This window comes from Clostridiales bacterium, assembly GCA_017569285.1.
In the GTDB taxonomy this organism is placed as follows: domain Bacteria; phylum Bacillota; class Clostridia; order Christensenellales; family Aristaeellaceae; genus Aristaeella.
In genome coordinates this window covers 2,519,796-2,533,526 of the sequence record CP069419.1, presented here as the reverse complement: position 1 = coordinate 2,533,526, position 13,731 = coordinate 2,519,796, and the positions used below count along the sequence as shown (strand labels likewise).

The window sequence follows — 13,731 nt, the reverse complement described above, 5'->3', positions numbered from 1 at the left end:
ATCATAAACAAACATTCCCTGTTCCCGGCGTCAGGCGCCCGCTTCCAGCTCGGCGCCGCGCTCCAGGTTCCGGATCCTCCGGGAAAACAGCAGCAGCACCGAAACCGCGATCAGCAGGATACCGGAAATCCCGATCACCAGCGCGGCTCCCCGCCCCACGGATACCTGCATCGCGCCGGCCGCCCGGTCTGCCAGCACGCCCGCCAGGGCAAAGGCCGGAATGTATCCCATCTGGGACAGCAGGCCGATAAAGCCCCATGCCCGTCCCTGCAGCCCGTCCGGGATGTTTGTCCGGGCCAGGTAGTCCAGGCTGGAATTGGCCAGGGGCAGCATTGAAAAAAACAGGAACCCGGAAACGCAGATCATCACGATGTTTTCCTTCAGCGCAAAGCCCGCCATGAACAGTCCTGCCAGCGTCAGGGAGATCCCCAGCATCCGCGCGTGCCCCTTTCGGATCCCGGTGATTCCGGTCACCAGCGCTGTTGCCAGCATGCCCAGCGAGCACACCGTTTCGGTCATCCCCAGCGTTCCGGAGTCCGCGAAGGACAGCACCAGGGGCTCGCTCAGCACCTGGATCACGCCGATGAACATGCTGATCACCGAGGAAACCAGGATCAGCCGGAGCACTCCCTTCCGGGCACGGATCGCCTGCCAGCCCTCCCGCAGGCTGCCGGCAAAACTCTCCCGGTTTTCGTTCTTCTTCGTTTCCAGTCCCTTCCTCACCACCGCCGTGGCCGCCACTGTCACAAAGAACGTGCAGATATCAATCACCAGCAGCAGGCGGATGTCATAATGTGCCAGCAGCAGCCCGGCAATCAGCGGGGATACCAGGTACCGGGCGCTCCCGCTCAGGGAAGTCAGCCCGTTCGCCTTCGTGTACTCCTCCTTCGTCAGCAGGTCGGTGATCGTCGCCTTGAAGGCCGGCTCCAGCAGGGCGGAGAAGAAGGCGCTCACAAACACCCCGGCGCAGATCTGCCACAGCTCCGCCCCGCCCGTATTCATGCAGATGAGAATGTAAATAATCCCGATGGCGGAGCACCCGTCGCCGATCATCATCAGCTTCCGCCGGTCCGTCCTGTCCGCCAGCACACCCGCCGGAACGGACAGCAGCAGCGTCGGCAGGAAACCCAGCAGGGTCACCAGCGCCATCTGACCGGCGCTTCCCGTGCGATTGAAGATATATACGCCCAGGCCGAAGCTGGTCAGTCCGCTTCCGATCGAGGAGATCATGCTTCCGGTCCACAGCAGCATAAACCGGGACCAGTTGGAATTCTGTTTCATTCCGCTCCCTCCTCCGTTCCGCCCACGTACTCCAGCAGCCGTCCCACATGCCGGGTTTCAAAGAACATATCCCGGTTTTTCATCACGATCACCGCCGCTGCGATGAACACCACAATCGTCTCCACGCACTTGGTCTCCGGCGTCATGGCGATCTTCTCCTGCATGAAGTTCACAAACAGGTGGAAGATCATGCACGCCAGCACGGACCGGTCGCTGGCCAGGTAAACCCATGTGATGATGTATCCCAGCGGGATCCCGCTCACAAAGAAGTTCACCACATACAGGGGATTCACCGTCAGCCCCGCCTGGTACGTCCCCGGGATAAACAGCAGCGGAAAATGCCACAGGGACCAGATCACCCCGAACACCAGGGATTCCCAAAACCAGTTCATATAATTCCCGATGGAATCCTCGCAGTAGCCCTTCCAGCCAACCTCCTCGATGATGGAGGCCAGCAGGATGGTCACCAGTGCGCTGCCGATGCCCACCCCGGTAAAGGAGAAATCCTCCGCCAGGGCAAACTGGCTCATCTTCTGGCCAAACGCGAGGCTCAGCAGGATGGAAGCCGCCACAATCACCGCGAAAACGCCGATCGCCAGGAGCACGTTCGCCCATTTCACCTTGTACATCCCCACCAGCTTCACCTTCAGGTCCTTCTTCAGCGCATCCGAACCGCTCAGCAGCACGAATGCCGTGGAGACCGCCGCCGGGGCGATCAGCCCGGCCGCCATCAGCAGCACCCCGGTATTCCCCGGCACAAAGGCTGCCGGAATCCAGAAGATCCAGGTAAACAGGTACGTCAGCACAAAAAACAGCACCGGCCGGTACCGGTATCCGTTCGTTCCGTTGGGTTTTGTCATGGTTCTCTCCTCCGTTTTCTTTTTTATCGACCGACTGTCTGTCGGTATATCCGGAAAATAAAAAGGGCAGAAACCCTTTTCATTTTCATTCCGTCATCATGCCTGCCGGAACAGCGCGGCCATCGGGCCGGCCAGGCTGCCTTCCTCCACGCCCAGCAGCTTCTCGGTGTTATGGATCAGCGCCTGCGCCCGGTGTGCCGTCTGTTCGGGCGTCAGCCCCAGGCGGCTGTCAAAGGCGATTCCGGCATACAGGATCAGCATCTCCGTGGTTTCCCGCGGGTATCCGGCATGGAAGACGCCCTGCGCGTTACCCTCCTCCACCAGGGTGCTGATCACCGGGATCACGCCGTCCATCATCCGCTGCTGCATCTTCTGGTGCATCAGGGCGTTCTGCGGCCGGTGCATCTGCTCCAGCACTTCGTGCCCGATTGCGGAATCCCCGTTTTCCAGGTTCATGCCCGCGATGGCCCGGATAATCCGCTCCACTACCGGCATGCTTTTGTCCCCGGCAATCCGCCCTGCCTTCGCGATCAGGTTTTCGTTGATCCGGTCGATCAGTGCGTCCAGGATGTCCTCCTTGGACTGGAAGTGGTAATACAGCGTCCCCCGGGCAATCCCCACGCGGTCCAGGATATCGCCGGTGCTGGTTGCCTCATACCCCTTGGCGGCAAACAGCTCCTCCGCCGCGTCCAGGATCTCGTTTTTCCGCTCGTTGGCGTCCTTCACAATCCGCATGGCTGCTTCCTTTCGTTAACTGACAGTCTGTCGGTCGATAGCATTCTACGACAGAAAACCGGGCCTGTCAATCCCTTTTTCCTCACAGTGCCTTCAGCGGAACGAAGGGACGGTCTTTTTCGTTCCGCCGGAACCCGTTTCACCGATTAAACATCCAGCTCATCCAGCGGATAGAGGTAGGAAATCATGTCATACTCCCGGTTCCCCCACCGGTGCGTACCGGTTTTGTACACCTTCCCGCCCATTCTCTCGTAGAACTTCCGGGCTTCCCCGTTTTCCTTCAGGCACCAGATGATCATGTTCTTCCGTCCGGCCGCCCGGAAAATCTCCACCGAATTCCGGAACAGCGCCCTGCCGATTCCGCTTTTCCTTTTCGCGTTCCGTACATACAGGGCAATAATCTCACAGTCCGATTCCCCGTCGTCCGCCATCTCGTTCCAAGTGTAGCCCAGGATCTCGTCCCCGTCCGCGGCTACCATGAATTTCTCACACCGCTTCACTTCCACCTGGTAACGCTGCTCCGCGTTCATGGAATCCAGAAATTCATCGTCAATGATTCCCCGGTAGGCGGTCTTCCAGTCCTCCACCAGGATCTCCGCAATCTGCATGGCGTCATCCTTCGTCGCCTGCCGGATGATCATTTCTCCCTGTCCGTTATTCATTGCTCTCCTCCGCGTTTCAAAAATAAGTCTTCGATTTCCCTGTTCCCGGCAAACCGGTATTTGTTGTTACCCGTTCATTTAACACCGCACGCCCCGCTTTGCGGACTTCAACAATCCGGTACCCGCCTTCTTCGTATATTCTCTTCGGGGTATCTCCATCGGGCCAGATATAGGTGTTCTCAATTCCATTCTGTTTGCACCATTCCACATAATGGTAGAACAATGCCCGGCCGGCGCCTGTTTTCCGGTGCTGCTTGGATACGAGGAGATAATCGACACGGCAGGCTTTTTCGGACCTGTGGCCGTACAGCAGGCCGACTGTTTTGTTGTTGATGGAAGCTGCGAACATCCATCCCTTTGGATAAGCCAGTGTCCTCTTCGCCACCATGATTTCCCATGGTTCTTCTGCTTCGGCAAACACGTTTTCGATCTCATCATTCCATTCCGAAACCTTAGTCACGGTTATTGCCGGATTGGGAATGATACGGTTATTGCCGGATGGAAGCATATATTCCTGGTCTTCCACCCAGCTCTCATATCCGGCTGCGGCCAGTTCGCCTTTGATTTCATCAAACCAGTTGTCATCCAGCATCGACTGGTAGATAATCGGCCGGCTGCCTTTTGCCTGGTAGAATCCGGTAATATCCGCAAGAACCCGGGGAAGGTCATGGATCCTGTCCCTGTATATCACAGCATGATTGGAGTCGAAAGAGTCCTTGTTTTCCGTATTGAAAAACAGGATACCGTAATCCCGTTCCTCATACCCTGTGAAAATCTTCGGAAACAGATCCTCCTCCACATAACAATCCTGCAGGTTCATCTGGTGATCGTGCTTCATGTTTCCCCCTGAATACTTCTGATTGGCAGTTCTTTATCCCGTATACTGACGCTTCCGCAAGCGGCTGATGCAGAAGTTGTACTTTGGGGAAAGCTTAATCATTTTGCAAGCTCCTCAAAAGCGGCTTTATGTTCACGAAGAATCCTCGCCGCAACGAAATCGATCTTCTCATCTTCAGTCATTTCAATCTGCGGTTCAGTATCCAGGTCAATAACCAGGTACTTTGGCCGGTTGTTCTTGAATACGACAACATGTCCTTTCTTCTCAGCCAGTTTTGAAACCCTGGAAAAGTTCTGGTTCGCTTCTGTGGCCGTGACAATAGCGCTGGTATCGATAATCATCAAAGCACACCTCCGACCATATAATAGCCCCATTATATGTATAAATCAACCTATTATATTGCCTATTTCAATCGTGTGACAGCATTGTCAGCAGATCTGGAAATTCAAACCGGAAACCGTCCCAGATTGACACAGACATGTTTGTTACATATAATAAAGACAAATCTATGGAGCTATATGCATATCCGTTGTTTCCGGCGTTCCCGGCCGGTTATCCTGTGATTCTTTCTCCCCTGAAGGAGCTGCTGATATGAACCGTCGCAAAACGTTATGGATCGTGCTGGCGAACGTCGCCCTGATGATCGCCATGCTGGTCTTTGTCGCGCTGTATTCCAGTTATCAGAAAAAGGAAAACTACCGGTCCCAGGTGGAACATTTTGTCAACGCGACCATTGCCATGGAACGCGTCACCGGTAACTACCTGGAAGGGGAACAGGGAATCTGCGACAACTGGGCGCAGTATATCAACAGCGGGGACCTGACGCTGGAGGAAGCAGCCGCGTATGTCCGGGCCACCCATGCCAGGACCGCCGCGTCCGCCCACCTGATCGACACGGAAACCCTGGATGGATACTCCACCCGGCCGAAGCCGGGCAGTGCGGATGATTACGCGGTTTCCTACAGGCGGCTGGAGCTCTTCGGGGACGGATCCTGGATCGCGGACCTGGGCACAGCCATCAACATCACCCGGACCTATACGAATCCCCTCAACGGAGAGCAGTCCCTGGCCTTCTGCAACCGCATCACCGTGCGGGACGCGGAAACCGGCGAAAAGCGGCAGGCTTACCTGCTGCGCATCATCCCCACCTCCAGCCTGAAGGAGAAGTGGGTCTTCCCCCAGGAAGAGTATGAGGATGAGGATTTCTCCATCATCGATACGGAAAGCAACTACGTCATCAAGGGACGCTCCTTCAAAAACGCCAGCTTCTTCGAGTTTTACAAATCCTATAACCAGCCGGGAATCCCGGTGCAGCAGCAGCTGTTTGAAGAAATCCTGTCCGATACCGGTTCTTTCACCATGCTGGATTCAAAGGGCCGGGAATGCATCGTCGCCCACACCCCCATCACCTCCACCAAGGGCTGGGTGCTGCTGAGCTCCGCGCCGGTCACCGACCTGAACGCGGTCACCGAGGACTGGCTGCTGATCGGGGTCATCACCTTCGGGCTGCTGCTCCTGCTGGTCATGGACTTCCTGTACCTGCATTCCGTCAACAAAAGGCTCCGGGTCATGGCGCAGGAAGCGGAAGCGGCCAGCAAGGCCAAAACCGATTTTCTCTCCACCATGTCCCACGATATCCGCACCCCGATGAACGCGATCCTCGGCCTGACCACCATTGCCGAAAAGAACCTGGGGGATCAGGAAGCTGTGGCCGACAACCTGCGGAAGATCGGCCTGGCCGGCAACCACCTCCTGACGCTGATCAATGATATCCTGGATATCTCCAAGGTGGAAAGCGGAAAGATCACCCTGAGCCCGCTCACCTTCTCCCTCGTGGAAACCGTGCAGAACCTGGTGAACATGTCCCAGCCCATGGTCAAGGAGAAGAACATTGATTTCAGCTTCCGCACCAACCATATCCGCCATGAGTATCTTTACGCGGACCAGCTGCGCCTGAACCAGATTTACATCAACATCCTTTCCAACGCCATCAAATATACCCCGCCGGGCGGCAGCGTGTCCGTGGACCTGCGGGAGGAAGAAAGCGAAAAGGCCGGCTGCGTCCGGCTGGTCTACTGTGTCGCGGATACCGGCATGGGCATGACGCCCGAATTCCTGGCGAAGATGTACCAGCCCTTCTCCCGGCAGACGGACAGCCGGATCAACAGCATCCAGGGCACCGGCCTCGGCCTCGCGATCACCAAGCAGATGGTCGACCTGATGAACGGGACAATTGAATGCGAGAGCGAAGTGGACAAAGGCACCACCTTCACCATTACGCTGGATCTTCCCATTGCCGAAAAGCAGCTGGATGAGATGCGGATGGACGGTGTGGAGGTCCTGATTGCCGATGATGACCCGGTCACGCTGGAAACCGCGCTGGATACGCTGGAGTCCCTGGGCATCCATGCCGAACAGGCGAAGAGCGGGGCGGAAGCGCTGGAAATGATCCGCCGGCGTCATGAAGACGGGAAGGATTACAGCGTCGTCATCCTGGACTGGAAGATGCCGGATATGGACGGTGTCGAGACGATCCGGCGCATCCGCGCGGAAATCGGTGCCGGAATCCCCATCCTGCTTACCTCCGCCTATGACTGGTCCGATATCGAAGACAGCGCGAAAGATGCCGGGGCAAACGGCTTCATCGGCAAGCCGCTGTTCCGGTCCATGCTGTATGAGAAAATCAACGGACTGCTCGGAACGGAAGCCAAAGCCCGGGAGCCGGAGGATGACTATTCTGACCTGGCCGGAATGCGCATCCTGATTGCGGAAGACAACGATATCAACTGGGAAATCATCTCCACCATGCTGGGCATGTTCGGCATCATGTCCGAGCGGGCGGAGAATGGACGGATCTGCACGGAAAAAATGGCCGCGGCTGAAGAAGGCGCCTATGACCTGATCTTCATGGATATCCAGATGCCGGAGATGAACGGCCTGGATGCGACACGGGCCATCCGGAAGCTGGAAAACCAGTGGGCCGCCTCCATTCCCATCATTGCCATGACCGCCGACGCTTTTTCCGAAAACGTAACGGAATGCCTCAAAGCCGGTATGAACGGGCATATTGCCAAACCGATTGACCTGAAACTGGTGATCAAGGAAATCCGCAGGATCAAGGAGGAAAAGAAAAAATGAAAAAACTGCTTTGTACCGTCCTGGCCGCCCTGCTTGCAATGGTGCCGATGGCCTGCTTCTCCGGGGTTCACGCGGAACCCGGCGGGGCGTTCCAGCCGAGGCTGGACCCGGACACCAGCTGCGAAATCACCGTCATCGGCAGCTATTCCAACTTCGAGGCGCTCGAGGCGGAATTCGACAGCTTCAATGAGTTTTATCCCGATGTGGAGCTCAGCTACGTAAAACCGGATGACTACAATAACCTGCTGGGAACCATCCTGGAAAGCAGCAGCGCCCCGAACATCTTCTTCTCCTTTACAGGGATGTACGGGAACGAAAGCTACGCGACCGTCCTGGCCCATATGGAGGATCTTTCCGATCCCGCCCTGGGCCTGGACCTGGAATGCATCCGCCCCAGCCTGCTGGGCCGGGACGCCGATGGCCAGCTGCTGATGGTGCCGGTTTTCGCCCGGAACTACGGCATGCTGGTCAACAATGACCTGTTCAGAAAGGAAGGGCTGCAGGTCCCCTCCACCTGGGAAGAGCTGCTGGCGGTATGCGAAGCATTCCGTGCCAAAGGATATGCAAGTCCGCTGATGGGCTACAGTGCGGGCTCTTCCAGCTCCCTGATGAACTCCCTGGTCTATCCGGAAGTCGTGGCCGCCCTCGCCGCCAGTCCGGAGATGCTGAAAGCCGCCAATGAGATGGATCCCGCCGCGGGCGAATGCTTGCGTCCGGGACTGGAGCGGATGATGCAGCTCATCGAAAGCGGATATATCAACCTGGAAAAATGCAATGAGATCACCGATAACTACACCCAGGTCATTCTCCGCTTCTTCGAGGGAGACGTCCCCATGATGATCTGCACAGGCGACACCGTGTCCGGAACCGGCAAGCGGGAAAGCCAGTCCGAGGCGTTCTCCAAAGCGCCTTTCACCTATTCCTTCACCCCCGTTCCCCTGTCCGATGCCGGCGGGTATTTTGTCGACAGTCCGTCTGTGGAATTCTCCGTCAACAAAACCTGTGACAACCTGGATATGACCAACGAGTTCATGCGTTTCCTGGTCAGCCGGCAGGAGCTGAACAGGATGGCCTCGGTAAAGCGCCTGGTAACGCCGACTACCGACCTCTCCTTCGACTCCGTATACGAGCCGTTCGGCTGGGTCCCCGCTGAACGGATCCTGTCCCCGGAAGTGATCGGGATCACGGATCCCCTGGCTGGCCAGGTGCGGAACGCGGCTTACCAGGTCGGCACCGGTACCCTCACGGTGGATGAAGCGGTCAGCCAGTACGGATCCCTCAAGTAAAAGAACAGGCACTGAATTGAACATAAAAAACGGCACCCCGTCTTTCCGGACAGGGTGCCGCTGTTTATGTTTCGGATGATCAGCCTTCGCTTAGTCCTTCGGGGCAAAGAAGCTGATGGGCGTCGCGCCGGTCATGGCGTCGGCCGCCAGCAGGGTCACAGGCGCTTCCTCAATGTGGAGCGTCGGGAACGACGGCGCTTCATATCCGCTTTCGGTCTTGAAGGAGATCGTCATGCTGTAGCCGGCTTCCTTCTGTTCCGGGGTAAAGCTGCGGGTCACCACGTACTTCGCGTCGGCGGCAAAGCCGTTCACGGCGTAGTTGGGACCCTTTTCGCCGGTCTCGTTATCCACCAGGTACAGCTCGGTCACCGTCTCACCGGTCTTGTTCCAGAAGGTGTAGGTGCCCGTCACGCGCTGGGCCGCCTTGGCAGCCGTCAGGATCCCCCGCACATAGCCCAGGGTGTCCGCGGTCGTCGCGCCGGAAACGGCGTCCACAAATTCCGCCTTGTTCTCATCGGTGTAGGCGGAAACAAACGTTTCCAGCTGCGCAACGGTCTTGCCCTTCACAAACGCTTCAATCGCGTTGAAGTTCGCGGAAATCTGCGTCGTGGAGCCGCCGCGCTGCATGTTCAGGCTGTACAGGTCGTTGTTCACGCGCTTGGAACCCAGCACCTGTCCTTCCGGGAAGCTTTCGCCCAGCTTATCCAGGCTGTTCGGAACGCCGATGGCCGGCAGGTCTTCCCGGTCTTTCATGAACTGGAATTCATCAATTTTTGCTGCGACGATCACGTCATCCTGCAGCGCCACAGTAATCACGGCAAAGCTGGACGTTCCATGTGCCGGGTATTCCACCTGGCCCAGGACAATATCTCCTTCCGCGAGCGCGGCTGTCATGGTCATCATCAGTACAAGGGCAACGAGCATACCAATCAGTTTTTTCATGGGGTGGACCTCTCTTTCCCGGGCTCAGGCCCGTGCCCCTATCATACTCGCCGCCGGTTGGAAAATTAATAGAAATATTTCTATATTTCAATTAAATTTTGTCCCATGGAAAAACACGCCGGAAATCCGGCGTGTGACAGTCTGTGCCGCCTGGTTTTCTCATTTGCAGCACTGGGAATCACACTGCGCAACCAGGTTTTCCATAATCTTGTTCATCCGCTTCTGCGTGGTCCAGTTCAGCGAATACATCGTCCGCTTCCCTTCCCGCCGGCTCACCACGAGCTCCGCGTCCGTCAGCACCTTCATGTCGTGGGCCAGCGTCGGCTGGGTGATCTCAAACGCCTTCAGGAGCACGCACGCGCACATTTCCCCGCAGCCCAGCATATCCACAATCTTCACCCGTTTGGGATCCGACAGGGCCTTGAATGCCTTTGCCATCTTCTGGTACCGGATTTCCATTCCCGTTCCTCCTCCGTGCGCCTGCCCTGTTCTCCCGCAGGTCCCGCGCCTTATTCAATATACCATAATCCGCGCGGTCCCGCCAGCGATAAACATTTTCAGCACAGTCTTACTGTTCCCCGTTCACGATCCGGATATACATTTCCTTCGGGATCATAGGGCTTTCCAGCTCCGCCACCGTCTCCGGGGAAAGCGTCAGCGCGGCGGCATATTCCTCGCCCGCCGCCTCAAAGCGCGCCAGCTTCGGATCCGCCAGCGGGGCCGCTGCCGGCACGTTCAGCATCGGCGTTTCCGGCACGCATACCATGTCCAGGTTCCCGAAGCCGTTCCGGCACATAATCTTCAGGCCGTCAAAGTTCCCGTCCCAGTCCGGGAATCCGCATCCGCAGATCACCAGCGTATGGATCTTTGAGAAATCCGCCAGCGCCGCGTGGCGGACCGTTCCGTCCGCTTCCTGCACCATCTTCATCTTTACCAGCGGGATCGTCCGGTCCAGGAGCGCCTTCAGGTGGCTGGGCATCCCGTAGCAGTAGAGCGGGAAGCTCCAGATGATGATGTCCGCCTCCCGGTAGATGTCCAGGATCGCGTTCTGGTCATCCTCAATCACGCAGTGTCCGTCCATCCGCTCCCAGCAGCCGAAGCAGCCCCGGCAGGGCGCGATGTCCTTGTCGATCACGCGGATCACGTTCACTTCATGCTCTCCGTTCCGGTTCAGGCCTTTCAGGAACGCCTCGGTCATCCGGAACGTATCGCTCTTTTCTTTGGGGCTTCCGTTCAGTACAAGGATTTTCATGTTTCTTCTCCTCCACCGCGCCGGGTTCTCCTTCCCGGCGTTTTTTTATTTCAGCGCGCGCAGCCACCGCGCGGCCATTTCAATCCATTCCTGGCATTCCGGGCGGATGTTCGCGTCGTCCGGCGCGTACACCTGGTCGTTGGCCAGGCTCATCCCGTGCCTGCCGCGCTGCCAGATATGCAGTTCAAAATCAATTCCGTGCCGGCACAGCTCATTGGCCAGCAGCAGGCTGTTCTCCACGGGAACGGCTCCGTCCTCCCGCGTGTGCCACAGGAAAGTGGGCGGCGTATCATCCGTCACAAAGTTCTCCAGGGACATTTCGTCTTTCAGCTTCTCATAGTCTTCTCCCAGCAGGTTCTCAAAGGAACCCCGGTGGGCATGCACCCCGGAGGTAATTACCGGGTAACCCAGGATCATGGCGTCCGGTCGGCAGGCTGCTCCCTGCGGCATCTGATGCCACTTCAGGCCGATGTGCGCCGCAGCGTGTCCGCCGGCGGAAAAGCCCATCACCGCCACCATCTTCGGATCGCACAGCCACTCCTCCGCGTGCGCATGGGCATATGCCACCGCCTCCGCAGCCTCCTCCAGTGCCTTCGGATACCGTGCCGGCGCCACGGAATAGCGCACAATCACCGCCTGGATTCCCAGCGACGTCAGCCGCAGGGCCACCGGCTCCGCTTCCCGGTCGCTGCGGTACGCGTATGCGCCGCCGGGAAATACCAGCATCAGCGGTTTCCTTCTCCCCGCTTCCACCGCCCGGTTGTCCGTCAGGTAGGTTTCCAGTTCCACTCCCGTTTCGGGAAGTTGAATCACTTCATGGCGCATGGCATTCATTGCCTCCGTTTATCTTTCTGTTTTCCGGTTTTTCCGGGGTTCAGCATACCACATCCTGCCCTTCCGGGCAACAGAAAACGGCCGTTTTCACAGCCGTTTTCGGAACGGAGGGACCGGAACGGAGGGACGGTCTTTTTCGTTCCACGGAACGGAGGGACGGTCTTTTTCGTTCCATGCTGCTTGCAAGCGAAAGCCCGGGGTGTTTCGTTCTCGGGACGTTTTGAGCACGCCGGTGCTTGGCGATTGCCGAGCTGTTAAGCGACGGCAGAGCTTAGCATCCGCTGCGTGCGAAACACAGCGAGAGCGTGTCCCGAAACGATATACCCCGGGCTGGAGCGTTTCTGAACAACGTTCCTTTTTTCGTCCAGCTTTATCGAGTTTCGTATGAAATGCTTATTCCCGATGCAGCACCAGAATCCATTCCCCGTACTCTTCCCCGGTCTGCAGCTCAAAATCCTTGTCCGCGCGGGTCCTCTCCGGCGTTTTCACCACCTGGACATGGTAGTTCTGTTTTTCCCCGGTAAAGGTGATCACGCCGTTTTCATCCGCTTTGGCCGGATAGCATGTCTCGTCCGTGCAGAAGCTGGCGGTTACTCCCGTCACTGGTTGCCCGTACTGGTCGATCGCGCGCAGGATATACGCTCCTTCTGTGCCGTTTTCCGGCCCGGTCTTCACCTCATCCGTATACTCCCAGGTAACCGTGTCCCCATCCTCCGCGCAGTATGCCACAAAAGCCCGGATCGCATCCTCGTCAGGGAAAATGATCACTTCGGTATAGGCCGGGTCATCATCAATATATCCTTCCTTGATTCCCAGCGTTATGTTGTACCAGGTGTCCAGTTCCGGATCCGGTATCATCGGCATCTCATAGGTATAAAGGTTTCGCTCCGGATCCAGCAGGGAGCCCATCTCAAAATTGATAAAGTTGTTCAGATCCCTGAACTCAATATTCTGCGGGTCATCCCCGGGTCCCAGGGTCATGGCCAACCGTATGGAATCGCCGCTGAACACCCAGCCATCGCACACCTGATCCCCGTACCAGGCTGCCATTTCCTCATTGCCGAAATGGGTCGTAACGCAGACATGCCGGGCATCTTCTTCCTCCACCCAGATGTGCCGGGACGAAGCAACCGGAAGCGCCTGGGTTGCGGTCGGCAGCGGGAGCCGGACGAGCGGTCTGGATTCGGTATAATCCTCCGCCAGGAACTCTTCCATCAGCCGCTCAATCTGGTCATAGCTGAAGAACGCGCCTACCTGTAAATACACGGCATTCCCAAAACGGTCCACGATGATGGTGGTCGGGGTCCCATGGCTTCCGCCGAGGTAATCCAGGAGCCCGGAATGTTCTTCCCGGCCCACCGGATACGCCAGCTTATAGTCCTTTTTGATTTCCTTGATGTCAAACAGCGTATCCTCCGGATCAACGCTCAGCCCGATAAACGCTACCCGGTCCCCGTACTTTTCGTACGCCTGGTTCAGGAATGGATATTCCAGCTTGCAGGGGCGGCACCAGGATGTCCACAGGTTGATCAGCGCCGCGTCCTTGCCCTCCATGAGCCCGGACAGGGTCTGGATCTTCTGGGCCGTATCCAGGAAATGGAAATCCGGCAGCGGTTTCCCCAGGATCGGCGACTCATCGGCTGTTGCAGCACCCAGCACGCACATCAGGACCACCGCCAGCAGGATCATCAGTTTTCTCTTCATCGTTCCATCCTCCACATTGCCTTTATATCATGGCGGGTTCTCCTTCCCGCCTCTATATACGATTCATCTGCCATCGGTTTCTTCTATATGGCTGCAGTATACCACAAATGAAACGATGGGGACAATCCCCATCGTTTCACAACTCTTCACTCTCAACTCTTCACTTAAAAAGGGGCGCCCCGGAATGGGGCGCCCCTCA

The 13,731-nt window shown here is 57.3% G+C and carries 13 protein-coding genes; 2 read left to right on the top strand and 11 right to left on the bottom strand.

Features of this window, described 5'->3' with window-relative positions; genetic code table 11:
- Positions 1 to 30: 30 nt before the first annotated feature.
- The 6 genes from JNO48_11035 to JNO48_11010 form a co-directional block, all read right to left on the bottom strand.
- Entirely contained in the window at positions 31 to 1,281 is a 1,251-nt protein-coding gene (locus JNO48_11035) for an MFS transporter (protein ID QTE67723.1), read from the bottom strand.
- Complete coding sequence (locus tag JNO48_11030) at positions 1,278 to 2,141, bottom strand: CPBP family intramembrane metalloprotease (protein QTE67722.1); 864 nt, start codon at positions 2,139 to 2,141, stop codon at positions 1,278 to 1,280. Before JNO48_11030 ends, JNO48_11035 begins: the two co-directional genes overlap by 4 nt.
- A gap of 96 nt (positions 2,142 to 2,237) precedes the next feature.
- Entirely contained in the window at positions 2,238 to 2,876 is a 639-nt protein-coding gene (locus JNO48_11025) for a TetR/AcrR family transcriptional regulator (protein QTE67721.1), read from the bottom strand.
- A 146-nt stretch (positions 2,877 to 3,022) separates the two neighbouring features.
- A complete protein-coding gene (locus JNO48_11020; protein QTE67720.1) occupies positions 3,023 to 3,538 on the bottom strand; it encodes a GNAT family N-acetyltransferase in 516 nt (171 codons plus the stop codon).
- 16 nt (positions 3,539 to 3,554) lie between these two features.
- Positions 3,555 to 4,376: a GNAT family N-acetyltransferase gene (locus tag JNO48_11015; GenBank protein QTE67719.1), complete on the bottom strand. Its 822-nt coding sequence runs from the start codon at positions 4,374 to 4,376 to the stop codon at positions 3,555 to 3,557.
- Between the two features lie 98 nt (positions 4,377 to 4,474).
- Complete coding sequence (locus JNO48_11010) at positions 4,475 to 4,717, bottom strand: type II toxin-antitoxin system Phd/YefM family antitoxin (GenBank protein QTE67718.1); 243 nt, start codon at positions 4,715 to 4,717, stop codon at positions 4,475 to 4,477.
- 250 nt (positions 4,718 to 4,967) lie between these two features.
- On the opposite strand from JNO48_11010, the gene JNO48_11005 reads away from it, so the two are divergent.
- Both JNO48_11005 and JNO48_11000 read left to right on the top strand, forming a co-directional pair.
- Entirely contained in the window at positions 4,968 to 7,514 is a 2,547-nt protein-coding gene (locus JNO48_11005) for a response regulator (protein ID QTE67717.1), read from the top strand.
- Entirely contained in the window at positions 7,511 to 8,800 is a 1,290-nt protein-coding gene (locus tag JNO48_11000) for a carbohydrate ABC transporter substrate-binding protein (GenBank protein QTE67716.1), read from the top strand. Before JNO48_11005 ends, JNO48_11000 begins: the two co-directional genes overlap by 4 nt.
- A gap of 90 nt (positions 8,801 to 8,890) precedes the next feature.
- On the opposite strand, the gene JNO48_10995 is transcribed toward JNO48_11000, so the two are convergent.
- The 5 genes from JNO48_10995 to JNO48_10975 form a co-directional block, all read right to left on the bottom strand.
- Positions 8,891 to 9,742, bottom strand: coding sequence for a hypothetical protein (locus tag JNO48_10995; protein QTE67715.1), 852 nt, complete (start codon positions 9,740 to 9,742; stop codon positions 8,891 to 8,893).
- A 159-nt stretch (positions 9,743 to 9,901) separates the two neighbouring features.
- Complete coding sequence (locus tag JNO48_10990; protein QTE67714.1) at positions 9,902 to 10,201, bottom strand: winged helix-turn-helix transcriptional regulator; 300 nt, start codon at positions 10,199 to 10,201, stop codon at positions 9,902 to 9,904.
- A 109-nt stretch (positions 10,202 to 10,310) separates the two neighbouring features.
- Positions 10,311 to 10,994, bottom strand: a complete 684-nt coding sequence (locus JNO48_10985) for a flavodoxin family protein (GenBank protein QTE67713.1) — start codon at positions 10,992 to 10,994, stop codon at positions 10,311 to 10,313.
- Positions 10,995 to 11,039: 45 nt separating this feature from the next.
- Positions 11,040 to 11,819 (bottom strand): alpha/beta hydrolase, encoded by a 780-nt coding sequence (locus JNO48_10980; GenBank protein ID QTE67712.1) that lies wholly within the window; start codon positions 11,817 to 11,819, stop codon positions 11,040 to 11,042.
- A gap of 402 nt (positions 11,820 to 12,221) precedes the next feature.
- Complete coding sequence (locus JNO48_10975) at positions 12,222 to 13,532, bottom strand: redoxin domain-containing protein (protein QTE67711.1); 1,311 nt, start codon at positions 13,530 to 13,532, stop codon at positions 12,222 to 12,224.
- Positions 13,533 to 13,731 lie beyond the last annotated feature (199 nt).

Bases quoted from the DNA above. Each gene is read 5' to 3' on its own strand.
- JNO48_11035 (QTE67723.1), bottom strand. From the start codon at position 1,281: ATGAAACAGAATTCCAACTGGTCCCGGTTTATGCTGCTGTGGACCGGA.
- JNO48_11030 (QTE67722.1), bottom strand. From the start codon at position 2,141: ATGACAAAACCCAACGGAACGAACGGATACCGGTACCGGCCGGTGCTG.
- JNO48_11025 (QTE67721.1), bottom strand. From the start codon at position 2,876: ATGCGGATTGTGAAGGACGCCAACGAGCGGAAAAACGAGATCCTGGAC.
- JNO48_11020 (QTE67720.1), bottom strand. From the start codon at position 3,538: ATGAATAACGGACAGGGAGAAATGATCATCCGGCAGGCGACGAAGGAT.
- JNO48_11015 (QTE67719.1), bottom strand. From the start codon at position 4,376: ATGAAGCACGATCACCAGATGAACCTGCAGGATTGTTATGTGGAGGAG.
- JNO48_11010 (QTE67718.1), bottom strand. From the start codon at position 4,717: ATGATTATCGATACCAGCGCTATTGTCACGGCCACAGAAGCGAACCAG.
- JNO48_11005 (QTE67717.1), top strand. From the start codon at position 4,968: ATGAACCGTCGCAAAACGTTATGGATCGTGCTGGCGAACGTCGCCCTG.
- JNO48_11000 (QTE67716.1), top strand. From the start codon at position 7,511: ATGAAAAAACTGCTTTGTACCGTCCTGGCCGCCCTGCTTGCAATGGTG.
- JNO48_10995 (QTE67715.1), bottom strand. From the start codon at position 9,742: ATGAAAAAACTGATTGGTATGCTCGTTGCCCTTGTACTGATGATGACC.
- JNO48_10990 (QTE67714.1), bottom strand. From the start codon at position 10,201: ATGGAAATCCGGTACCAGAAGATGGCAAAGGCATTCAAGGCCCTGTCG.
- JNO48_10985 (QTE67713.1), bottom strand. From the start codon at position 10,994: ATGAAAATCCTTGTACTGAACGGAAGCCCCAAAGAAAAGAGCGATACG.
- JNO48_10980 (QTE67712.1), bottom strand. From the start codon at position 11,819: ATGCGCCATGAAGTGATTCAACTTCCCGAAACGGGAGTGGAACTGGAA.
- JNO48_10975 (QTE67711.1), bottom strand. From the start codon at position 13,532: ATGAAGAGAAAACTGATGATCCTGCTGGCGGTGGTCCTGATGTGCGTG.